Here is a 22,674-nt window from a genome sequence, read left to right as displayed (position 1 = left end):
CTGTGACGACCGATGTTATGGGCGCAATCCGCGCGGACAGAACTAGCCATTCTCTTAGGCGGCAGGGGAGGTTCGGATTGCCCCCGGTGTGGCGACCCTGCCCCCTACGGCCGCGCCCGCCTGCCGGAATGGCAGACGGGCCGACGCTAAATCACCAGAAGATATCGTAGATCACGTCGACGACCTCGCCCGAGTAGATATCCACGAGCAGGGCGTCGTCATAGTAGCGAACCCAGCGATAGGGACCGCCGGCCGGCGGCAGACGATAGGCCCAGGGATCGGCGATCCAGTAGCGCTGGTCGTAAAACGGGGCGCCGATGACCACGCCGATGCCGAGGCGGCTGTAGGAATAGTCCCGCCACGGCGCCGAATAGAAACCGAGGCTGAAGATGGAGCGGTGGCTGTTGCGCCAGCCGTACCAGTCGTAGCGGCGGTCGCGCCGCCAGCCGTCGCGGTCCCACCCGCGCCAGCCATTGTTGCCCCAGCCGTTGCCACGCCAGCCGTTGTTGTAGCCCCAGTTGTTGCCGCGCCAGCCATTGCGATCCCGGTTCCAGTCGCGGTCGCGATCGCGGTTCCAGTTGCGCGAGGTGTTGGCACTCCAGCCGCCGCGGTTCCACTGGCCGTTGTTGTTGCGGCGCCAATCGTCGTTGCGGTTACCGTCGCGGTCACGGTTCCAGTTGCCGCGGCCATCGTTCTGCCACTGCCCGCCGTTGTTGCCGCGGCCGTCGTTCTCACGGGCCCGGCCATCACGGTCGCCGCCGGGGGTTCCCTGCCAGCCACGGCCGCCGCGATTGGGATCGACGTAAGTGGGATTGCGGGTGCCCGAGCCCGGGACATCCGTGCGGGGCTGCGGAACCTGACCGCCTGTCGCCCATGCCGGACGGCCGAAGGCGGGCTGGCCGGTGGGGCTCACACCATTGCCGCGATCGCCGCGTTCGCGGTCACCGCCGCCGTTCTGCCATGCCTGACGGCCTTGCCAGCCGCCCTGATTTGCGGGCGGCGCGGGGCGTTGGGGCTGGCTGCCGTTCGACGACCATGCCGGGCGGCCCTGCCAACCGGAGGGTGCAGCTTGTGCGGCCGGGGCGCGGTTCTGCCAGGCGGGGGCCTGCTGCGCGGGCGCCGGAGCGGGGGCGGGGCGCTCCATACGCTCCATGCGAGCGGGACCGCGCTGGTCGCGTTCCTGCGCGCTGGCAGTGGCGGGCAACAGCGCTGCCGTGCCCAGCAGGAGGGCAAGAAGCGCGGATGCGCTGTTCTTCAAAACGGACTTGGCGGCCATGGTCCCGGCTCCAATTGCATGGGCCGCGACTCGCTCGTGGCCTCTCCTGCAACCGGACTATAGCACCGGCCCTGTCGTATGGCTGAACCATGACAACGGCATCTGTTCATGTTTTCGCCATCCAACATGAACGAATCAGGCCGTCAGCGGGTCAGCTTCTTGTAGGCGAGGCGCGTCGGGCGGTCGGCGGCGTCGCCCAGACGGCGGCGCTTGTCTTCCTCGTAAGCTTCGAAGTTGCCTTCGAACCATTCGACGTGGCTGTTGCCTTCGAAGGCGAGGATGTGTGTGGCGAGACGGTCGAGGAAGAAGCGGTCGTGGCTGATGACCACGGCGCAGCCGGCGAAGTTCTCGATCGCTTCTTCAAGCGCGCGCAGGGTTTCGACGTCGAGGTCGTTGGTCGGCTCGTCGAGCAGGAGGACGTTGCCGCCCTGCTTGAGCATCTTGGCCATGTGCACGCGGTTGCGTTCACCGCCCGAGAGCTTGCCGACGTTCTTCTGCTGGTCCTGGCCCTTGAAATTGAACGCGCCAACATAGGCGCGTGTCGACATGTCCTGCTTGTTGACCTTCATGTAGTCGAGCCCGTCGGAGATTTCCTCCCAGACGTTCTTCTTGGGATCGAGGTGATCGCGGCTCTGGTCGACATAGCCGAGGTGCACCGTCTGGCCGATCTCGATCGTGCCGCTGTCGGGCTGTTCCTTGCCGGTGATCAGCTTGAACAGCGTGGACTTGCCCGCGCCGTTCGGCCCGATCACGCCGACGATGCCGCCGGGGGGGAGCATGAACGAGAGGTTTTCGAAGAGCAGCTTGTCGCCATAGGCCTTGGAGATGTTCTTGGCCTCGATCACCTTGCCGCCAAGGCGCTCGGGCACCTGGATGACGATCTGGGCCTTGCCGATGGGGCGGTTCTCGGCGGATTCGACGAGCTGGTCGAAGGCCTTGATACGCGCCTTGGACTTGGTCTGGCGGCCCTTCGGCCCCTGCCGGATCCATTCGAGTTCCTGCGCGATGGCCTTCTGGCGGCCTTCGTCCTCGCGGCTTTCCTGCTCGAGCCGCTTGGCCTTCTTTTCGAGGTAGGTCGAATAGTTGCCTTCGTAGGGGAAGTACTTGCCGCGATCGAGTTCGAGAATCCAGCCGACGACGTTGTCGAGGAAGTAGCGGTCGTGGGTGATCATCAGCACCGCGCCGGCATATTCCTTGAGGTGGTTTTCCAGCCAGTTGACGCTTTCGGCATCGAGGTGGTTGGTCGGTTCGTCCAGCAGCAGGATCGAGGGCTTCTGGATCAGCAGGCGGGTGAGCGCGACGCGGCGCTTTTCACCGCCCGAGAGGCTGTCTACCGGCCAATCGCCCGGCGGGCAGCGCAGGGCTTCCATCGCGATTTCGAGCTGGTTGTCGAGCGTCCAGCCATCGACCGCGTCGATCTTGTCCTGCAGTTCGGCCATCTCGGCGCCGAGCGCATCGAAATCGGCGTCTTCCTCGGCCATTTCCATGCCGATCGCGTTGAAGCGGTCGACCATGTCGGCGATCTCGCGCGCGCCGTCCTTGACGTTTTCGAGCACGGTCTTGGTGTTGTCGAGCTGGGGTTCCTGCTCGAGATAGCCGACGGTGATGTTCTCGCCCGGCCAGGCCTCACCGGTGAAGTCCTTGTCGATGCCCGCCATGATCTTGATCAGCGTGGACTTGCCCGCGCCGTTGGGGCCGACGATGCCGATCTTGGCACCCTGATAGAACTGCAGGTTGATGTCCTTCAGCACCGGCTTGGGCGCGCCGGGGAAGGTCTTGGTCATGTTCTTCATGACGTAGGCGTACTGGGCGGCCATCGGAGGTCCTTGCGTATTCTCTAAGGGGATTTGGCCCGCGCTCTACAGGGGCGCGGGGCAGCGGGCAAGCCAAGGAAAAAAGGGGTTCACGCAGAGGCGCAGAGGAAGCAGAGAGACGCAGAGAAGTTGGGAAAGAAAGAGGGGGACTGGCCGCAGGCCTATGTTGGTGTTCCGGGCGTTGCATTCTTGAAAGCGGCTTCGCCGCACGCACAACCCCCCTGCGTCTCTCTGCTTCCTCTGCGCCTCTGCGTGAACCAATCCGAGCTCGCTGGTTACGCCCCCGTGCGATGCCGGAAGAAGGCGATGACGTCCTGCTCGACTTGCTTCGTGGCGCTGCCGGGTTCGTCGATGAGGTGCCATGTCAGGACCGAATGCGGCGCGATGGGGGCTGCCGGGTTGGCGTCGGCGTCGGTAAGGTCGATGGTCTGGCAGCGGTCGCCGAAGGTATCCTTCAGCATGGCGAAGCGCTCGGCGGGGACAAGCTTGTCGCTGGTGAAGCGCAGGGCCATCATCGAGAGGTCCTCGGCCTCGAAGCGGCGCTTGGCGCAGGCGATTTCTTCAGGGGACGCGTCGATGCGGCCTGCGCCCTTCTTGCCCAGCGGGAGCGAGGGCTGGGAGAGCACCGGGGCGACGACGGCGGGTTCGGTCATCATCGCAAGGGCAAAGCCGCCCGTCAGGCACATGCCGACCGCGCCGACCCCGCGTCCGCCGCATGCCGCGTGGGCATGCCGGGCGAGCGCGCGGAGCCAGTCGACGATGGGACTCGACTTGCCGTTCGCCCAGACGTTGAATTCGCGGCGGACGCAGATCGTCCAGAGCATCTGGCCCAATGCATAAGCCTGCGAAGGCATGCGCCCGTCCTCGCCGAACAGGCTGGGGCAATAGACCGTCATCCCCTGCGCCGCGACGCGGTCTGCGAAGCGCAGGACTTGCGGGTGGAGATTGGGGATCTCGTGCATGACGATGACCGCGGGGCCGCTACCCTTGCGCCAGACGCGGCGGGTGAAGGGGCCATCGCTGAAATCGAAGGCTTCGTAGCCTGCGAAGGCTTCGGGATTTTTCATGTGCTTCCCCCCAGACGCGACAAGACCCGGACGGTGCCAGCACCATCCGGGTCTTCCAAGCGCTTTTCAGCTCGAAATCAGATGCGTTCGATGATGATCGCAGGCGCCATGCCGCCCGCCGCGCACATCGTGACGAGGCCGTAGCGGCCGCCCGAACGCTCCAGCTCATCAAGCGCGGTGCCGATGAGGATCGAGCCGGTCGCGCCGATCGGGTGGCCGAGCGCCATGGCGCCGCCGTTGATGTTCACCTTGGCGCGGTCGAGTTCGAGGTCGCGGATGAACTTCTCGGCGACGACGGCGAAAGCCTCGTTGATTTCCCAGACGTCGATGTCGTCCTTGGTAAGGCCCGCCTTGGCGAGGACCTTCTTGGCGGCAGGTACCGGCGCGTTAAGCATCAGCGTCGGGTCATCGCCCTGATTGGCATAGGCGACGATGCGCGCGCGGGGCTTCAGGCCATGCTTTTCGGCATAGGCGGGCGAGGTGATGAGGAGTGCGGCGGCGCCATCGACCACACCCGAAGAATTGCCGGCGTGGTGGACGGGCTTGATGTCCACGTCCGGATAGCGGCGGTTGATCTGCTTGCGGAAGGTCATGCCGCCGCCGAGATCGAAGTCCATCATCCCGGCGAAGGCGGGCTTGAGGCTGGCGAGGCCTTCCGCGGTCGTTTCGGGGCGGGGGAATTCCTCGTGGTCGAGCGCGACCGAGCCGTCCTCGTTGTAGACGGTGACGAGCGACTTGTTGAAGCGGCCTTCCTTGATGGCCACGTCGGCGCGCTGCTGGCTGACGAGCGCGAGCGCATCGAGCGCTTCACGCGAAATGCCTTCGATCGTGGCGATGGCATCGCCGCAGATGCCCTGGTGCGACTGCGGGTGAAGCTCGTCGAGCGCCTTGTTGCCCGAGCCCATCAGGCGCGGCGGGAAGCCGGCATTGGCTTCGGCCGCGGCGTTGGCAGCGGTGAAGCTCATCATCTCGGTGCCGCCGGCGATGACGCAGTCTTCCATGCCCGACATCACGGTGGCCGCAGCAAGGTTCACCGAAGTGATGCCGCCGCCGCAGAACCGGTCCAGCGTGGTGCCGCTGGCGCTGATGTTGTAGCCCGCCGCGAGCGCGGCCATCCGGCCAAGGTCGCCGCCCTGCTTGCCAACCTGCGACGAGGTCGACCAGATGATGTCGTCAACGGTGCCGGTGTCGAGATTGTTGCGCTCGGCAATCGCCTTCATGACGGTGGCGGCGAGGTGCTGCGGATGCAGGTGCGACAGTGCGCCCTTGCCGGGCTTGCCCACCCCGCGCGGGGTGCGGACGGCATCGATGATATAGGCTTCGGCCATGACAGACTCTCCCAAGTGCGTTAATCGAGCGATTAAACCGGTGTGGAGCGGTGCGCAAGGGGGAACCTCGACAGCGGCGCGCGGGGAGGCTTATGCTATGCGTCTGTCACCTACAGGAGCCCCCGATGCTGCATGCCGATCTCTTGGAGCAGGCGCGAACGCTGGAGCCGAAGATCACGGCACTGCGGCGCGCGATCCATGCCGAGCCGGAGCTGGGGCTGCATACGCCGCTGACCGCCAGCAAGGTGCGCGCGGCGCTGGCGCATTTGCCGCTGACGTGGCGGGAAGGGCCTTCGACGACGGGGCTCGTTGCGACGCTCAAGTGCGGCGGGGGCAATGGCCGCCGCGTGCTGCTGCGCGGGGATATGGACGCGCTGGAGATGCCCGAGGAAACCGGGCTGGAATTCGCCTCGCAGTTTGCCGGCCGGATGCATGCCTGCGGGCACGATGCCCATACGGCGATGCTGGCGGGAGCCGCAGAGCTGCTATGTGCGCGGGCAGACAAGATCGCGGGCGAAGTGCAGTTCATGTTCCAGCCGGGCGAGGAAGGGCACCACGGCGCGCGGTTCATGATCGACGACGGGCTGCTGGAACCCAAGGCGGATGCCGCTTTTGCGCTCCACATCATGCCGAATAGCCCGCACGGGATCGTGGCGGGCCGGGCCGGGCCGCTGCTCGCCTCGGCGGACCGGTTCGAGATCACGGTCAAGGGTGACGGCGGCCATGCCTCGATGCCGCACGATACGCTCGACCCGATCCCGGTCGCCTGCGAGATCGTCAGTGCGATCCAGGCGATGGTGACGCGCAAGTTTTCGGTGGCCGATCCGGTGGTGGCGACGGTTTCGAAGATTACCGCAGGGACGGCCTACAACGTCATTCCTGACAGCGCGCATCTGCTCGGCACCCTGCGCACGCTGTCGCCCGGCGCGCGGGCGCGGCTGCATGAGGCTTTGCCGAAGCTGGTGAGCCATATCGCCGCCGCGCACGGGTTGACGGCGGAGACGGCGATCATTCCCGGCTTTCCGGTGACGATCTGCGATGCGCGCGCGGTCGATCTGGGGGCCAAGGTGGCGGAGGAGCTGACGGGCACGTTCCACCGCCTTTCGCACCCGATCATGGGCGCGGAGGACTTCTCCTATGTGCTGGAACAGACGCCAGGCGCGATGTTCTTCCTTGGCGTGGCGCCGCAGGGGGCGGACTGGAAGAGCTGCTGCTCGATCCATTCGACGCGTATGATGCTCGATGAAAGCGTGATGCCGCTGGGCAGCGCCGTGCTGGCGGGGTGCGCGGAGCGGTTTCTGGCGGAGGGGTTTGCGTAAGGTGCAACCGGAGCGTCTTGAAGGGCTGGCATTGGCGGGGATGATCTGACAGGGACATCCGCATGCAAGACCGCGTTCTGCCGCTCGCCGGCATTCACAATTTTCGCGACTATGGCGGCTACCGCGCGCGCGGCGGCTCGCTGCGGACGGGCCATCTGTGGCGTTCGGGGCACCACTTCGAGGCGACGGCGGAGGATCTCGATGTGGTCCACCGCATCGGCATCGCGCGGGTGATCGACTTGCGCGGCGATAGCGAGCGGGCGCAGTTTCCCTGTCTGCGCCACGAAGAGTGGGCGGGGCAGGTGGTGTACCATCCCGGCGAGACGGCGGGCGATCATGGTCGGGCCGTTCACGACGAAGCGGCCTCGGGCGTGCGCACGGCGGACGATGCGCGGGCCGCGATGGTGAAGCTTTACGACAAGCTGCCGTTCCGCCCGGTGCTGGTGGGCACGTTCCGGCTCTATCTGCAGACCCTTGCCGAGGATCATGGGCCGAGCCTGCTGCACTGCTTTGCGGGCAAGGACCGCACCGGCGTGGGCGCGGCGATCGTACACCGTCTGATGGGTGTGCATGCGGATGACGTGATGGCGGACTATCTGCTCACCAACACCGCAGGCAATTCCGAAGCGCGGATCGCGGCGGCGGCAACCAATGTGCGCGCGAGCTTCGGGCCGATGATGACCGACGATGCCCTGCGCACGATCATGGGCGTCCAACCGGAGTTTCTGGAGAGCGCCTTCGCCGCGATGGAGCGCGAGCACGGGACGTTCGAGGCCTATGCCGAGGCGGTGCTGGGCGCGGACGCGGCGCTGGTGGCGCGGCTGGAGGAGCGGCTGGTGGTGTGAGGCTTTGCGGCCAAGCGTCGTGGGTCAGTGTCCGGGATTGGTGGGTAGCGGACTTCATCTCAAGCTACAGCGGCACATGCTAGGGCACGTAAACGAAGTGAACCTTGAAGTGGAAACCGTCAGCTCTCTCGATAACCTTCACGTGAAGTACCAGATCGCTTCGACCTTCTTCGACCGTAAACAGGTCCACCAACACGTCCCAGTATTCCAATTGCCACTGGCATACCGACGTGTGCCAGCTTTCATCTGGCAGGGCCGCCAATGTACAGCCGTAAGCAACGATGTTCCTTGCAACTCTAGCGGCGGTGTCGTCGTCCAATGGCTCGACACGTACAAGGTCACGCAGATGGAAATTCCCCTCCATGAATGCGTCAGCAATGTCGCGAAGCTTGGGCCGCCATTCTGACGGAATGCGATGTTCCCGAACTTCATCCTTCAGGATCGGCACTGGCACGCTCATGAACCAGCGCTCCCGGGCAGGCTATTGGGCATTTCAATTCAGAGAACTGACATCGATTTGGAACGTCCGCAAGTGGGCGCTAACGGTCGTTTGAACCTGTCCATACGGCCTTGTGTCTCTCAGAAGGAGCGGCCCAATACCTGAGGCACGCATCACTCCCTTCGTCTTTGCGGGCGTAGCGAAGCAATCCACGGCGGTTCTGCTCGGCTCTGGATTGCTTCGCTGCGCTCGCAATGACGAACCGGAAGGATTTGGGCGGGGCAAATCGCGCAGCGCGAGTTCCCTTCGGGCGGGGCTTCTAACCCGCCATAGTCATCACCACCGCATCAAACCGCCGGTCCGCCAGGTCTTCCGGCGTGATCCACCATTGCAGTGCGCCGCCGCCGAAGTGGTGGCCGATGGCGGGATTGGTGGGCAGTTCGAGCAGGAGCAGGTGTGTGGCGGCAAGTTCCGCGGCGCCGGTGGCCGGGGCAAGGAGGCGCGCCGGGGGCGGGGCGATCACGCCTTCGGGGGTGCGCCGCGCGAGGGCGTGGCGATAAGCGACCCGGGCGGTGATATCCTCGGGAAACTTGGCGGCTTCCTCGGGCGAGGCGTGGAGCGTGGTCTCGATGGCGGCTTCGACCGCTTCGGGGATGACCCGTTCGGCGAGCGCGCGGTGGGTTGAGAGCCAGTCCCAGAAGGCCTTGCGCAGCGGCGGGCCGAGAGGGGCGAGTGCGGGGTTGTTCAGCGCGTGGTCGAACCAGGCCTGCGCTTCCTCGCGCACGGTCTTGAGCTGGGCGGCGCGTTCGGCCTCGTCCAGCCCGGGGTAGGGATCGTGGAGCACGGTGCGGGAGGCACGGTCCGCCTCGCGCACCAGCGCAGCCGAAGCGATCTGCACACTGATCCAGTCTTGCGGATAGCCGTACCATGCCGGCTCGAAGCCTTGGCCGTCCGCGCCGTGGAAGTCCGCGATGGTGAGCGCGGGGGGAAGGTCGCTCTCGCCTTGCGCGTGGAGCAGGGCCTTGGCCGTGGCCGCAGTGTGCGGCCAGCCGGGGGCTTCGCCTTCGGGCAGGGCGATCAGCCGCGGCGTGACGGGCCAGCGCGGCAGAATCTGCGTGCCATGCGCCGGGGTCAGCGCCCAGGGCCAGGCAAGTGCGGCTTCGTCGCCATAGGCCATGGCGAGGCTCTGCGGGACGTCGAGCGCATGCCACGGCGTTCCGGCATAGCCTTGTGCGTGGATGACCTTGAATGCATCGCCGGGCCCCCAGTCGAGATCGAGGAACACCGCGAGCGCGCCTTCGGGCGGGAGCAGACCGAGGCCGGCTTCGGGCGGGACTTCGGACAGATCGAGTTGAAGGAGGAAATGCAGCGGCTTGCCGGTGGCGGGATTGCTCGGCCATTCGGCGGCGCCGGGCAGTACCGGGGTGCCGCCCAGCCAGCTGCGGGTCTGTTGTGCGCGGTGCGGCGGGAAATGCTGGCGCAGGACCAGGGCTTGCTGCCTGGCTGCAGCAAGGGGGGCTGGGAGCGAGGGTTCCGGGGCTTCCGGTTCCGGCGCGGTCGGCTCCGGTTCCGGGTCGAAATAGTCGAGTTCGGGGGGCGCCGCATTGGCGGCTTCGGCTTCGGCCAGCGAGGCGGCGGAAATCAGGCGGCTGCGGCCGGCCTTGACAGGGAGTGGTTCGGGTTCCGGCTCTGGCTCCGGCTCGGGAGCGCCCTTGCGGCGCTTTGCCTTTTTCGGCTTCTTCGGCCTGGGTTCCTGCAGCGCACGCAGGCGTAGCCAGTACCAGAGCAGCGCGAAAAGCCCCAGCGCGCTGGTCAGGAAGATGGCAAAGATTGCGACGAGAGCCGACACGCGTTCACCTGTTTGGTGTTACGGTGCTGTATTCTGCCCAAATCTGCAAGAAATGGTTAAATTTGGCTGAAACGGGGCGGGAGATTATCCCGCCCCGAACATATCAGCCTTCTGCAGCCATCGCCGCTTCGAGGTTCTCGACAATCGCTTCGAAGAACTTCTCGGTGGTCATCCACGGCTGGTTGGGGCCGATCAGGATGGCGAGGTCCTTGGTCATCTTGCCGCTCTCGACGGTCTCGATGCACACGCGCTCGAGCGTTTCGGCGAACTTCACCACTTCCGGCGTCTCGTCGAACTTGCCGCGATAGATCAGGCCGCGGGTCCACGCGAAGATCGAGGCAATCGGGTTGGTCGAAGTCTGCTTGCCCTGCTGGTGCTGGCGGTAGTGGCGCGTCACGGTGCCGTGCGCGGCTTCCGCCTCGATCGTCTTGCCATCGGGCGACATCAGCACCGAAGTCATCAGGCCCAGCGAGCCGAAGCCCTGCGCGACGGTATCCGACTGCACGTCGCCGTCGTAGTTCTTGCAGGCCCAGACGAACTTGCCCGACCACTTGAGCGCCGAGGCGACCATGTCGTCGATAAGGCGGTGCTGGTATTCGATTCCCGCAGCCTTGAACTTCTCGGCAAAGCCTTCGGTGTCGAACACTTCCTGGAACAGGTCCTTGAAGCGGCCGTCATAGGCCTTGAGGATGGTGTTCTTGGTCGAGAGGTAGACCGGCCAGCCGAGCGCGAGACCATAGTTGAACGAGGCGCGGGCGAAATCGCGGATCGAATCGTCGAGATTGTACATCGCCATGGCGACGCCGGCGCTCGGGAAGTCGAACACGTCGAGATCGATCTTCTGGCCATCATCGCCGTCCCACACCAGGCGCAGCTTGCCCGGGCCGGGGATCAGCGTGTCAGTCGCCTTGTACTGATCGCCGAAGGCGTGGCGGCCGACGACGATGGGATCGGTCCAGCCGGGCACGAGGCGCGGCACGTTCTGGATCACGATGGGTTCGCGGAAGACCACGCCGCCGAGGATGTTGCGGATCGTGCCATTGGGCGACTTCCACATCTTCTTGAGGCCGAATTCCTCGACGCGTTGCTCGTCCGGGGTGATCGTGGCGCACTTCACGCCGACGCCATATTCCTTGATCGCGTTGGCCGAATCGATGGTGATCTGGTCGTTCGTCTCGTCGCGCTTCTCGACCGAGAGATCGTAGTACTTCAGATCGATATCGAGATAGGGGAGGATCAGACGTTCACGGATCCACTGCCAGATGATCCGCGTCATTTCGTCGCCGTCGAGTTCGACGACAGGATTCTTAACCTTGATCTTTGCCATGGTTTGCGTGCCTTCCCCGGGGAGAGTCCAAAAAATTTGCCGTTCCTTAGCAGGCAGTTCCGCGCGCGCAAGCGGTCGGGTTACACCAAAGGGCATGGTGGGCGGCAAATCGCTCGGTTTGGCTCTGGACAGGAGCGGGGGGCGGGTTCTAGACATTTAACCAAGCGATTAAGCGCTACCCGAGGAGAGATGCCGTGAGCGAAGCCCCCGAAGTCCTGACCGAAGTCGATGGCAATGTCCTGATTGTCACGATCAACCGTCCCGAAGCCAAGAACGCGATGACCAAGGCCGCCGCCGAAGGCATTGCTGCGGCGATGGACCGGCTTGATGCCGATGTGGATCTGCGCTGCGCGATCCTCACCGGCGCGGGCGGCACGTTCTGCTCCGGCATGGATCTCAAGGGCTTCCTGCGCGGCGAGCGGCCGAGCGTGCCGGGCCGCGGTTTCGGCGGGCTTTCGCAGTGGACGCCGAAGAAGCCGATCATCGCGGCAGTCGATGGCTATGCGCTGGCGGGCGGCATGGAATTGGCGCTTTCGTGCGACCTTATCGTCGCCAACAAGAGCTCTAAGTTCGGCATTCCCGAAGCGAAGCGCGGCCTTGCGGCGGCGGCCGGCGGCCTGATCAAGCTGCCGCGCCAGATCCCGCCGCGCATCGCGATGGAACTCGCGCTGACCGGTGACTTCATGGATGCGGATCGTGCTTACGCGCTGGGCTTCGTCAATGAACTGACCGACGGCCCTTCGCTCGAAGCTGCCAAGGCGCTGGCCGCGCGCGTCGCCGCCAATGGCCCGCTGGCGCTGATCGCCTCGAAGGCGATCATCCGCGATTCGCACGAGTGGACCGAGGCCGAGATGTGGGACAAGCAGGAAGCCTATGTGGCGCCGGTGTTCACCTCGTCGGACGCGCGCGAAGGCAGCCTTGCCTTTGCAGAGAAGCGCAAGCCGAACTGGCAGGGTAAGTAAGCCCCCGCAAGCTGCTGCCGGATTGGTGTGAATGCCGGTCCGGCGGAAGCCTTCAAGGCAACAAAAAACCCCGCCGTGGCGGGGTTTTTCTTGGCGATGGTGGGCGTAGCAAGGATTGAACTTGCGACCCCTACGATGTCAACATAGTGCTCTACCACTGAGCTATACGCCCGCACCATCGAGCCCTCCGCAGCGGCCAGCGCGGCGGGAGAGGCAGCCCATTAGCGCCGTGCGCCTGGGCTGGCAAGGGGGGTTTTGGCCCCCGTCCCTCGCTCAGCGCAGATTGCCCGTCATTGGCGAATCAGCGAAGACGCGTTCCACTTCCATCACGAGATCGCGCAAATGGAACGGCTTCGAGAGCACGCGTGCGCTCGGGGCCTCGCGATTGGCCTTGAGCGTGACGGCGGCAAAGCCGGTGATGAACATGACTTTGGTCGCGGGGCTGATCTCGGCGCAGCGCTGGGCAAGCTCGATTCCGTCCATCTCGGGCATGACGATGTCCGACAGCAGCAGATCGAAGTGCTGGTTTTCCAGCAGCGGCACGGCATCGGTGCCGCGATCGACCGAAACCACTTCATAACCGGCGTTCTCGAGCGCGCGGGCGAGGTAGGTGCGCATCGCTTCTTCGTCTTCGGCGAGGAGGATTCGAATCATGGTCACCTTCAATCGTCTTGCCAGTTCGTCTGGCACCAGTGTTCTCGAACGTGTGCGCCCGCATGCCGTGGCTCGCGGCGTTCCTTGCCCGCTTTCCTATACCCCCGCAGGTTAAGATTCCGTCCAGATCTGCTCCTCGGGTTCAAACGCAATCGAGACAGGGCAACCCTTGAACGCACACCGTGCTTCTCTGGGCCCTGACCGGCCAAGCACCTTGGAGCACTTTGACATGCGCGCCAAACACCGGCAGCCTTTGTCCATGGACCGACTTTTTGGGTCGCGGAGCGAATCGCCTGCGCTGTGTAATGCCGCAAGCCTCAGTGGGGCCGCAACCTCCTGCGGAGGCTGTGTGCCCGGACTGGAGGGGACGCCTGCCTTCACCGTCTGGCAGCACGATCCCTCGCCGGTGCCGGTGGTGATCGCGGTGCCGCATGCCGGACGCAGCTATCCGCCCGAACTGGTCGCGCGAATGCGCCAGCCCGCCTACAGTGCGCCGCGGCTGGAAGATCGGCTGGTGGATCTGGTCGGACGTGCAGTGGCCGAGCGCACCGGGGCGGCACTACTGGTGGCGCACGCGCCGCGCGCTATGATCGATCTCAACCGGGCCAGCGACGATATCGATTGGGACATGGTCGGCGGGGGCGCGCCTGACGCCAGCAGCGCCCGGCTGACGACGCCCGCCTCCGGGCGCCGTGCGCGCAGCGGGCTCGGTCTCGTGCCACGGCGGCTGCCGGGGCTTGGTGAGCTGTGGAAATGGCCGATCGCGCATGATGACCTTGCCGCACGGATCGAAGGGGTGCACCAGCCTTACCACACCGCGCTCGCGGACCTGCTTGAACGCGTGCGCATGCGCTGGGGCGCGGCACTGCTGATCGACCTCCACTCGATGCCGCCTCTGCCGCCGCGGGCGGGCGAACCGGCGGCCGAGTTCGTGGTGGGTGACCGCTTCGGCGCCTCGTGCGACGGTGCGCTGGTGGCTGAAGCCTTTGCCGCGCTAGGGCAGGCGCAGCGGCTCACTGCGCACAACCGTCCCTATGCGGGCGGTTATGTTCTGGAGCGCCATGCGCGCCGCCACGCCGGCGTGCATTGCCTGCAGCTCGAAATCGACCGGCGGACCTATCTTGATGTCGCCTTGGCCGAGCCTGGGCCGGGGCTGAATGAAACGATCGACGTGGTTTCCGCGCTTGTGCAGCGCATGGCGATTGCGGTCGCCGATCTCGGGCGCGAACGCGGGTATTGGCGAGCGGCGGCCGAATAAACCCTCGAATCCAAGAAAAAACCACCTGGAGCAATGCTCCAGGTGGCCAAGGTTCAGGGAGGAGGTGCACCAGGTGCGCCCGTCGCGCCGGGCCATGAGGGGAGCACCGGAACGACTTACGGAAGATAAGGGGTGCTTACCGCCAAGGCAAGGGCTTTTGGCCACTGATTTGGCGGCATTGGTGTGCAGTCCCTATCTAATTGGTATTACTGAGTAATCAGAACGCCGGTAGCGGCGGAGTGGGGCCGACGCCCTGCTCGATCTGCTTGCCGAAGATCGTGCTCATCAGATCGAGCGAGAAGACGTGCGCATAGACCAGCGGCAGCAGGCCGCTCTGCGCCCAGCCGCGCAGGATATCGCCGCGCATGTCGCGCAGCTTTTCCTGATTGACCATCTGGAAGCCGCGGTAGACGAACGGCTGCTCGATACCCGGCTGCTGGATCGCCGCTTCGCCGTCCATCAGCAGGTCGTGCTTGGTCAGCTCCTCGACGAAGGCCTGCGTGCGCTGGCCAGCCTGCTCGAACTGCTCGCAGAACTGCAGCACGTTGCGCGTGGCGTCCGAAGGCTCCTCACCGCTGAACAGGGGCTCACCCTCGGGGAAATCGCCGAGCAGGCCCGATGTGGGATCGAAGCACAGCGAGAGGTCGGTGGTGTCCGGCGTCAGCTTGGCGAGCAGGAAGGGGTAGCGGCGCGCGTAGGCCGGCACGTAGGCGCCGGGGGTGACATTGCCTTCGGCGTCGACGAACACGTTGATGCCTTCGTTGAGGCCCATCAGTGCCAGCGGCACCGGGTTTTCGCCGGACGCAAAGATGATCGGGAAATGCCGTGCGGCCTGCGGGAATTCTTCAACCGTCAGCGGCACGGCATGCTGGCCGACCATCCACGTCGCCTTGTCGGCCGGACGGGCCTTCCAGTTCGCGTGATCGCGCAGGTTCAGCGGCGCTAGATCGTTGTAGAACAGGGGCAGGGATGCTTGCGGCGCGCTCGCCATGAAATTCTCTCCGTCAGACTGGTTGCCATGCACGCGCCAGAACCGGCGGGATTGCGGCGGGAATGGGCCGTTTAGGGATTGTCCTGAGCCTGCGCAAGGCCGCCTGCAACGCGGCTGTCACACTGCGGGAATTTTTTCGTCAGATGAGCTTGCCGGGGTTGAGCAGGCCGTGCGGATCGAGCGCGGACTTGATCCTGCGCAGCATCGCAAGAGCGGCAGGATCGCCAAGGCGGGCAAGCTCGTCGCGCTTCAACTGGCCGATGCCGTGTTCGGCCGAAATCGAGCCGCCCCACGCGGTGACAAGATCGTGCACTTCGGCGCTGATCGCCTTGCCATCGGTGACTTGCCAGATGGCCGGATCGACGCCGGCAGGGGCGATCACGTGGAAGTGGATGTTGCCATCGCCCAGATGGCCAAAACCGACCGCGCGCGTGCCTGGCCAGGCTGCCTCGATCCGCGGGACCGCCTGTTCGACAAAATCGGGCATCAGGTGTGTGGGCACGCTGATATCGTGCTGGACCGCGGGGCCGAGTGCACGCTCGGCCGGGGCGATGCTGTCCCGCAAGGTCCAGAAGGCCGCGGCCTGTGCTTCGCTGGCGGCGATGGTGGCATCGGCGATCAGGCCAGCCTCGAAGGCCGAAGCGAGCAGAGCTTCGGCGCGCTCGGGCAGGGTGGCGGCATCGGCCTCGCTTGTCGCGACGAGTTCGATCAGGGCGTGCCACGCATGCGGCTCTGCCAGCGGGGCGCGGGCGGAGGGGAGGTAGGCGCAGACCGCCTCGAGCGAATGGCGCGGCATGACCTCGAAGCCTTCAAGCGCGGCGCCGGCCTGCGCTTCGGCATGAAGCAGCAGCGCGCGGGCATCGTGCAAGGAGCCAAGACCGGCCCAGAGCACGGCGCGGCCGGCAATAGCGGGCTCAAGCCGGAGCGTCGCGGCGGTGATCACGCCCATGGTGCCTTCGGAGCCGATCAACACTTGCTTGAGATCGAAACCGCGGTTGTCCTTCTTGAGCGGAGTGAGGGTATCGAACACCGAACCATCGGCCAGAACCGCCTCCAGCCCGAGCACCATCGCGCGCATCGTGCCATGGCGCAGGACCTGCGTGCCGCCGGCATTGGTCGAGATGAGGCCGCCGATCGTGGCCGAACCCTTGCCGCCGAGCGTCAACGCAAAGCGCAGGCCCGCCGCGTCCGCCGCTTCGTGGAGCGTCTGGAGGATGACGCCCGCATTGGCGGTGACCATGCGGTTTTCGGCATCGAGCGTGCGGATCGTGTTCATCCTGCGCAGGCTGAGCAGCAGGGCGTGGCCGCCGGTGTCGGGCGTGGCCCCGCCGGACATGCCGCTGTTGCCGCCCTGGGGTACGATCGGCACCCGGTGCTCGGCACAGAGGCGCACCACCGCGGCGACTTCGGCCGTGGAGGCCGGCGAGGCCATGGCGAGCGCGCGGCCGGTGAAGCGCCCGCGCCAGTCAGTCAGCCAGGGCGCCATGAGATCGGCATCGGCCGTGAAGCCGCGGGGGCCGAGCAGCGCGGCAGCAGCCTCGAGGAACGGGGTGTGATCGGTATCAGCCATCGCCTGCGGGGCTAATCCCGCCAGGGCGTTGTGGGCAATTCATTTTTTCTGTCAGGCGAGTTAAGCGAGGGTTCAATCAAAGGTGCTACGGGGGATGAACGATTCTCCGGGCGCGCGAACGGCCCGAAAATGAGTCGGAGCGGGGACAAGTTTTTCGAGGGACCACACTGCTGCTGCAGTCGCCATGACAACGTTATTTGGCCTTTTTGCGGGTATCGCGCTGACTTTGCCGGGTTTTCCGGCAGATGATTCCGTGTTCGCGCCGTTCGATGACGGGGCCGTTGCCGAGGACCTGTGGGATGCGGCAGTGCTGCCGCAGGGATCGCTGCTGCTGGTCAACCCGCCGCCGTCGGCTCCTGCCGCCAGCGCCGCCGGGATCAACCCCATCGCGCCCGATGTGTGGGACCAGGTCCGCATTGAACAGCGCGTGATCATCCGGGTGACGCCGCGCGATGCGGGGCGCGATGCGGTGGCGCCGCAGATCCTGCCGCTGCAGCCGATGCAGCCGATCATGCAGCCGATGATCCCGCAGACGCGGTCGAATGCCGCACGATTCCGCGAACGCAAGACGAGCAAGTGCATGCCGGCGCTCGGCATCGCAGCGGTCCAGCCGATCACCGACGGGCGGCTGATGTTCTACATGCGCGATCGGCGCATGCTGGCGGCGGGGCTCGAAAAGGCATGCAGCGCGCGCGATTTCTACCGCGGCTTCTACATGTCGAAGACGAGCGACGGGCAGCTTTGCGTGGGCCGGGATGCGATCCATTCGCGTGCGGGGACGACCTGCAAGCTCAAGGATGTGCGCGAATACGTTCCGGTTGACGGAAACTGATGTCAAATCGCGCGCATCCGTAACCGCTTTCCTTGACTTTCGTGCCGTTTTGGGCCTAGGCGCGGGGCCACGATGGCGGGCCGCGAGGCCGAGCCTTCCGCGCGCCGGACTTAGCCAGCGCGCCTTTGCTTTCGGAAAAACCACCACTCATGAAATTTGCCGATCTCGGCCTGTCTGACGAATTGCTCCAGTCGGTTCTCGACGCCGGCTACGACACGCCGACCGCCATCCAGGCGCAGGCCATCCCCTCGGTGCTGATGATGCGCGACATCATCGGCATTGCGCAGACGGGGACGGGCAAGACGGCGAGCTTCGTGCTGCCGATGATCGACATCCTCGCGCATGGCCGTCGCCGCGCGCTGATGCCGCGCTCGCTGATCCTCGAGCCGACGCGCGAACTGGCCGCGCAGGTGGCCGAGAACTTCGAGAAGTATGGCAAGAACCATGATCTCAAGATGGCGCTGCTGATCGGCGGCGTGCAGATGGGCGATCAGGTGAAGGCGCTCTCGGACGGCGTGGACGTGCTGATCGCGACGCCGGGGCGCCTCATGGACCTGTTCGAGCGGGGCAAGATGCTGCTGACGGGCTGCGAGCTCCTCGTGATCGACGAGGCGGACCGCATGCTCGACATGGGGTTCATCCCGGATATCGAGACGATCTGCTCGAAGCTCCCGCCCAACCGCCAGACGCTGCTGTTCTCGGCCACGATGCCGCCGGTGATCAAGAAGCTGGCGGACAAGTTCCTTTCGAACCCCAAGTACATCGAAGTGGCGCGGCCCGCTTCGAACAACACCAATATCGCCCAGCACAAGATCCACGTGACGACGCGCGGCAAGCGCGAGGCGCTGCGGCATCTGCTGCGCACGGACAACGTCGGCACCGCGATCATCTTCGCCAACCGCAAGACCACGGTGCGAGAGCTCGCCAAGAGCCTGCAGCAGAGCGGTTTTTCGGCGGGCGAGATCCATGGCGACATGGACCAGAACGCGCGCAACGCCGAACTGCAGAAGTTCAAGGACGGGGTGATCTCGATCCTCGTCGCTTCCGACGTCGCGGCGCGCGGGCTGGACGTGAAGGGCGTGAGCCACGTGTTCAACTATGACACGCCGTGGCACCCCGACGACTACGTCCACCGCATCGGCCGCACCGGCCGCGCTGGCGCAACGGGCCGGGCGTTCACCTTCGTGACCGATGACGACGCCGAAGCGATCGCCAATGTCGAGAAGCTGACGGGGATGAAGATCCCGGTGTTCACGCTCGACGGCGCGGATGCGGCGGCTGAGGCTCCGGCGCAAGAAAAGCGCGAGCGGGCACCGCGGGCTGAGCGCGCGCCGCGCGCTGAGAAGGCACCGCGCCGGGAGCGTGCGCCCAAGGCTGCTGCCGAGCCGGTGGCGGAAGCGGAAGCACCGCGCGAGGTGGCCGCCAAGCCGGTGCGCGCACGGCGCGATGAGCCGCGTCCGCCCAAGGATGTGCTCACCGAACTGCCCTCGCAGCCGGGCGAGTGGAACGGGCCGGTGCCGGGCTTCCTGAGCGTTTCGGCGCTTTAATCACCCTCTGATTCCTCCCACTCCCCGTTCGTGTCGAGCGAAGTCGAGACACCAAACGCGGCGCGTGGTGTCTCGACTTTGCTCGACACGAACGGATGTTGGGGGACAGGACGACACCTATTGATATCGTCGGCCCGGACTTGATCCGGGCCTTGGCTTTTCTTTTCGGGCGCTCCGCCGGAAGAACAGCCTAACCCCGTGTCAAGCACGGGGTGACGGAAGAAAGATCAGCGCAAGGTTTGCGGAACGGCAGCGATTGGATGATCAGCTACCGTTGCCATGCCCTACTGGAATGACATGCGGGAAATACTCCGCGTCCCAACCGTCTGGGCGAAACATCACTTTTCCAAACTCAAAAATCTGATCACCTTCGCGATAGGCGATGCTTTGAACAGGCACGCCCAAGTCGACCTCTGCGGGACCAAAATGGAAGTGATCGCTTTCTTCAGTGAGGGATTGAAGCTCCCTGACAAGGAGATCGCGCCCCGCCGGATTGAGGCAAATCTCAAGCTCACCATCCTTGTTCGTGCTTATCGTGATACGCGGCTTCATATCGACCTCCGTCACGAGGCTGGCACATGTTCGGGGAAAGCGGAAGGTCCGCAACTGAGCGAAAATAGTCATTTGAAGTTGTTCACGCGATCCAGTGCCGTCTGGAACCTGCTTAGCGATTATCGCGCATTTCCCTCACTTCGTCATTGCGAGCGCAGCGAAGCAATCCAGGGCGGTTCTGCGCAGGCTCTGGATTGCTTCGCTACGCTCGCAATGACGAACGAGTAGGTTGGGGGGGATTCGACTAACAATGACCACCGTAAGGCAAAGGCGCTCCCCTCAAGCCGCCTTCACAAAACTATCAATCACCCGCTTCCGGTCCCCGGTCTCGAAATCGATCTCCAGCTTGTTCCCCTCCTGCGCCGCCACCACGCCGTAGCCGAACTTGTCGTGGAACACGCGGGTGCCGACGGTGATGTCGGTGCGGGGTTTGGCGGCGAAGCTGGCGGCGCTGCGGCTGGGTTCGGCGATCCGTTTGGGGGTGGCGTCATACGTGGTGGCGGCGGCGCGTTGCCAGCCGGGGCCGCGGGTGAGGTTGCGCGACGGGTTTACGCTGGCGACGTGGGCGAAGGGGTCCGAGTGTTCCGACCACTGCGCGCGCCAGAGCGAGGCGCCGCCGCTCATCGTGGTTTCTTCCTCGATGTGATCGGCGGGGAGTTCGCCGACGAAGCGGCTGGGGATCGAGCTCGTCCACTGGCCATAGATGCGGCGGTTGGCGGCGTGGAGGATCGTGCAGCGTTTGCGCGCGCGGGTGATCGCGACGTAGGCTAGGCGGCGTTCTTCCTCGAGGCTGGCGAGGCCGCCTTCATCAAGCGCGCGCTGGGAGGGGAACACGCCTTCTTCCCAGCCGGGGAGGAACACGTTGTCGAATTCGAGGCCCTTGGCGGCGTGGATGGTCATCACGGTGACCTTCTCGGTGTCCGCCGCCGCGTCGTTGTCCATCACGAGGCTGACGTGTTCGAGGAAATCGCCGAGCGTTTCGTATTCCTCCATCGCGCGGGCCAATTCGACGAGGTTTTCGAGGCGGCCCGAGGCTTCGGTGCTCTTTTCGGCCTGAAGCGCGGCGGTGTATCCGCTTTCGTCGAGCACGGTGCGCAGGAGTTCGACGGGGGTGAGCGTGGCGATGCCGTCGCGCCAGCCGATGAAGCTGCGCATGAGGCTGGATAGCGTGGCGCGGGCGCGGGCGGGGAGTTCGTCCGTATCGCACAGCTCGATCGCGGCGGCGGCAAGCGGGATAGTGCGTGCGCGGGCGTGGCGGTGGAGTTTCTCCAGCGTCTTGTCACCCAGCCCGCGCTTGGGGGCGTTGTAGATGCGCTCGAACGCGAGGTCGTCCTGCGGGGAGGCGATGACGCGCAAGTACGCCAGCGCGTCGCGGATCTCGGCGCGTTCGTAGAAGCGGAAGCCGCCGACGATCTTGTAGGACAGGCCGATCTGGATGAAGCGGTCTTCGAACTCGCGCGTCTGGAACGAGGCGCGCACGAGGATGGCGATGCGGTCGAGTGGGGCGCCCTCGCGCTCCAGCCGCTCGATTTCCTCACCCACGCGGCGGGCTTCTTCGGGACCGTCCCACACGCCGATAACGCGGACCTTGTCGCCGCCGTTGACCTCGGTCCACAGCGTCTTGCCGAGGCGCTGGCTGTTTTCCGCAATGACCCCGCCCGCGGCGGCGAGGATATGCGGGGTGGAGCGGTAGTTCTGCTCCAGCCGGATCACCTTGGCGCCGGGAAAATCCTTTTCGAAGCGCAGGATATTGGCGACTTCTGCGCCGCGCCATGAGTAGATCGACTGGTCGTCATCACCCACCACGCAGATGTTCTTGCGGCCTTGGGCGAGGAGGCGGAGCCAGAGGTACTGGACGGCGTTGGTGTCCTGATACTCGTCCACCATCACGTATTTGAAGCGGTTCTGCCAGCTTTCGAGCACTTCGCGGTGCGCTTTGAAGATGGTCAGCATGTGGAGCGTGAGATCGCCGAAATCGCAGGCGTTGAGCGCGCGCAGTCGGTCCTGATAGAGCGCGTAGAACTTCGCGCCTTTGCCGTTCGCGTAAGCCTCGTTTTCGAGCGCATCGAGGTCTTTGGGCCCAAGGCCGCGGTTCTTCCAGCGGTCGATCAGGCCAGCCAATTGGCGCGGGGGCCAGCGCTTGTCGTCGATCCCTTCGGCCTGGATGAGCTGCTTGAGGAGGCGCAGCTGGTCATCGGTGTCGATGATCGTGAAGGTGCTTTGCAGGCCGACAAGCTCGGCATGGCGGCGCAGCATCTTGGCGGCGACCGAATGGAAGGTGCCGAGCCAGGGCATGCCTTCGACCGAGGGGCCGATCATCGCGCCTACACGCTCGCGCATTTCACGCGCGGCCTTGTTGGTGAAGGTGACGCAGAGGATTTCCGACGGCCATGCAAGGCGCGAGCGCAGCAGATGCGCAAGGCGTGCGGTAAGCGCGGCAGTCTTGCCGGTGCCCGCGCCTGCAAGCATGAGCACGGGGCCTTCGGTCGTCAGCACGGCCTCGCGCTGCGGAGGGTTCAGGCCTTCCAGCCAGGCGTTCGCGGATTCGGTCGATGGAGACGCATGCATTCGAGAACGATTAGGGAACAGTATGCGCTGCCGCAAGAGGCGGCGCGCTTCGTCTCAGCTTATTTGTCCATATACTCTTCGTAGTAATCGTCGCGCGTGTGGTAGGATGCCTCGCGATTGGCGCGGTCGTTATGCCGTTCCAGCTCGCGCTCGCGCGCTCTTTTCGCCAATTTTTTAGCGGTGTCCGAGTTGGCGACCGCATCGACCATCACGGTGGTTCCGTAGCCAAGCATCGCGCACGATGCCACGGTAAACAGCCAGACCATCAAGCATCCGGCAAACATGATCTTGATTACTTGCACCGGTATACAACTCCACAAGCCGGTGGATGTTTGCATGCGTCGTGGTTGCAGTTCGCTTAACGGTGATGCTGGAGAAGTATTCGGTTCGGTTCCAGCTGGTGAGGATAGAACCTGCACCAGTTCATGACCCTGATGCCCTTGTCCCGATCAAGTTGGCCCGCATCGGTTGCAAAT

19 protein-coding genes and 1 tRNA gene are annotated in these 22,674 nt (G+C 65.1%); 6 read left to right on the top strand and 14 right to left on the bottom strand.

Translation table 11 applies throughout. The annotated features are described in order from the left end of the window. Positions 1 to 151: 151 nt before the first annotated feature. The 4 genes from K5Q19_RS03575 to K5Q19_RS03560 all read right to left on the bottom strand — a co-directional run bounded on the left by K5Q19_RS03575 (position 152) and on the right by K5Q19_RS03560 (position 5,485). Positions 152 to 1,276 carry an RcnB family protein gene (locus K5Q19_RS03575; protein ID WP_292941265.1) on the bottom strand — a complete coding sequence of 375 codons (1,125 nt, stop codon included), beginning with the start codon at positions 1,274 to 1,276 and terminating at the stop codon, positions 152 to 154. A 143-nt stretch (positions 1,277 to 1,419) separates the two neighbouring features. Next, a complete protein-coding gene (gene ettA, locus K5Q19_RS03570) occupies positions 1,420 to 3,093 on the bottom strand; it encodes an energy-dependent translational throttle protein EttA (protein ID WP_292941263.1) in 1,674 nt (557 codons plus the stop codon). 272 nt (positions 3,094 to 3,365) lie between these two features. Continuing rightward, entirely contained in the window at positions 3,366 to 4,157 is a 792-nt protein-coding gene (locus K5Q19_RS03565) for a dienelactone hydrolase family protein (RefSeq protein ID WP_292941261.1), read from the bottom strand. A 77-nt stretch (positions 4,158 to 4,234) separates the two neighbouring features. Further along, on the bottom strand, positions 4,235 to 5,485 hold the full coding sequence (locus K5Q19_RS03560; RefSeq protein WP_292941259.1) for an acetyl-CoA C-acetyltransferase: 1,251 nt from the start codon (positions 5,483 to 5,485) through the stop codon (positions 4,235 to 4,237). A gap of 125 nt (positions 5,486 to 5,610) precedes the next feature. Here K5Q19_RS03560 and K5Q19_RS03555 point away from each other — a divergent pair, with 125 nt between their 5' ends. Next, positions 5,611 to 6,804, top strand: coding sequence for a M20 family metallopeptidase (locus K5Q19_RS03555; protein WP_292941257.1), 1,194 nt, complete (start codon positions 5,611 to 5,613; stop codon positions 6,802 to 6,804). Between the two features lie 62 nt (positions 6,805 to 6,866). After that, positions 6,867 to 7,649, top strand: a complete 783-nt coding sequence (locus K5Q19_RS03550; protein WP_292941255.1) for a tyrosine-protein phosphatase — start codon at positions 6,867 to 6,869, stop codon at positions 7,647 to 7,649. A gap of 79 nt (positions 7,650 to 7,728) precedes the next feature. On the opposite strand, the gene K5Q19_RS03545 is transcribed toward K5Q19_RS03550, so the two are convergent. From K5Q19_RS03545 to K5Q19_RS03535, 3 genes are all read right to left on the bottom strand, one after another. Then, on the bottom strand, positions 7,729 to 8,109 hold the full coding sequence (locus tag K5Q19_RS03545) for a hypothetical protein (RefSeq protein ID WP_292941253.1): 381 nt from the start codon (positions 8,107 to 8,109) through the stop codon (positions 7,729 to 7,731). A 298-nt stretch (positions 8,110 to 8,407) separates the two neighbouring features. Beyond that, positions 8,408 to 9,937 (bottom strand): DUF1963 domain-containing protein, encoded by a 1,530-nt coding sequence (locus tag K5Q19_RS03540; protein ID WP_292941251.1) that lies wholly within the window; start codon positions 9,935 to 9,937, stop codon positions 8,408 to 8,410. 103 nt (positions 9,938 to 10,040) lie between these two features. Continuing rightward, the gene (locus tag K5Q19_RS03535; protein ID WP_292941249.1) at positions 10,041 to 11,264 is read right to left on the bottom strand and encodes an NADP-dependent isocitrate dehydrogenase; all 1,224 of its coding nucleotides are present in this window, start codon (positions 11,262 to 11,264) and stop codon (positions 10,041 to 10,043) included. A gap of 194 nt (positions 11,265 to 11,458) precedes the next feature. On the opposite strand from K5Q19_RS03535, the gene K5Q19_RS03530 reads away from it, so the two are divergent. Continuing rightward, entirely contained in the window at positions 11,459 to 12,226 is a 768-nt protein-coding gene (locus K5Q19_RS03530) for a crotonase/enoyl-CoA hydratase family protein (protein WP_292941247.1), read from the top strand. A 97-nt stretch (positions 12,227 to 12,323) separates the two neighbouring features. On the opposite strand, the gene K5Q19_RS03525 is transcribed toward K5Q19_RS03530, so the two are convergent. Beyond that, positions 12,324 to 12,398 (bottom strand) — tRNA-Val (locus K5Q19_RS03525). Positions 12,399 to 12,499: 101 nt separating this feature from the next. Beyond that, positions 12,500 to 12,880, bottom strand: a complete 381-nt coding sequence (cpdR, locus tag K5Q19_RS03520; protein WP_292941327.1) for a cell cycle two-component system response regulator CpdR — start codon at positions 12,878 to 12,880, stop codon at positions 12,500 to 12,502. A gap of 349 nt (positions 12,881 to 13,229) precedes the next feature. On the opposite strand from cpdR, the gene K5Q19_RS03515 reads away from it, so the two are divergent. Continuing rightward, positions 13,230 to 14,138, top strand: coding sequence for an N-formylglutamate amidohydrolase (locus K5Q19_RS03515; protein ID WP_292941245.1), 909 nt, complete (start codon positions 13,230 to 13,232; stop codon positions 14,136 to 14,138). Between the two features lie 217 nt (positions 14,139 to 14,355). On the opposite strand, the gene K5Q19_RS03510 is transcribed toward K5Q19_RS03515, so the two are convergent. Continuing rightward, the gene (locus K5Q19_RS03510) at positions 14,356 to 15,129 is read right to left on the bottom strand and encodes a SapC family protein (RefSeq protein ID WP_292941243.1); all 774 of its coding nucleotides are present in this window, start codon (positions 15,127 to 15,129) and stop codon (positions 14,356 to 14,358) included. A gap of 139 nt (positions 15,130 to 15,268) precedes the next feature. Next, entirely contained in the window at positions 15,269 to 16,699 is a 1,431-nt protein-coding gene (locus K5Q19_RS03505) for an FAD-binding oxidoreductase (RefSeq protein ID WP_292941241.1), read from the bottom strand. 184 nt (positions 16,700 to 16,883) lie between these two features. Between K5Q19_RS03505 and K5Q19_RS03500 the strand changes: the two genes are divergently transcribed. Together K5Q19_RS03500 and K5Q19_RS03495 are read left to right on the top strand one after the other, a co-directional pair. Next, positions 16,884 to 17,531, top strand: coding sequence for a hypothetical protein (locus K5Q19_RS03500; protein WP_292941239.1), 648 nt, complete (start codon positions 16,884 to 16,886; stop codon positions 17,529 to 17,531). A gap of 149 nt (positions 17,532 to 17,680) precedes the next feature. Beyond that, a complete protein-coding gene (locus K5Q19_RS03495; protein WP_292941237.1) occupies positions 17,681 to 19,078 on the top strand; it encodes a DEAD/DEAH box helicase in 1,398 nt (465 codons plus the stop codon). Positions 19,079 to 19,342: 264 nt separating this feature from the next. On the opposite strand, the gene K5Q19_RS03490 is transcribed toward K5Q19_RS03495, so the two are convergent. The 3 genes from K5Q19_RS03490 to K5Q19_RS03480 form a co-directional block, all read right to left on the bottom strand. Next, positions 19,343 to 19,630 carry a hypothetical protein gene (locus K5Q19_RS03490; RefSeq protein WP_292941235.1) on the bottom strand — a complete coding sequence of 96 codons (288 nt, stop codon included), beginning with the start codon at positions 19,628 to 19,630 and terminating at the stop codon, positions 19,343 to 19,345. Positions 19,631 to 19,909: 279 nt separating this feature from the next. Beyond that, positions 19,910 to 22,198: a UvrD-helicase domain-containing protein gene (locus K5Q19_RS03485; protein WP_292941233.1), complete on the bottom strand. Its 2,289-nt coding sequence runs from the start codon at positions 22,196 to 22,198 to the stop codon at positions 19,910 to 19,912. Positions 22,199 to 22,257: 59 nt separating this feature from the next. Further along, positions 22,258 to 22,500 (bottom strand): hypothetical protein, encoded by a 243-nt coding sequence (locus tag K5Q19_RS03480; protein ID WP_292941231.1) that lies wholly within the window; start codon positions 22,498 to 22,500, stop codon positions 22,258 to 22,260. Between the last annotated feature and the right edge of the window lie 174 nt (positions 22,501 to 22,674).

The sequence above is a fragment of the Novosphingobium sp. genome, assembly GCF_019748365.1.
In the GTDB taxonomy this organism is placed as follows: Bacteria; Pseudomonadota; Alphaproteobacteria; order Sphingomonadales; family Sphingomonadaceae; genus Novosphingobium.
The sequence above is the reverse complement of the archived record's forward strand: the minus strand, read 5'-3'. Positions and strand labels throughout refer to the sequence as shown.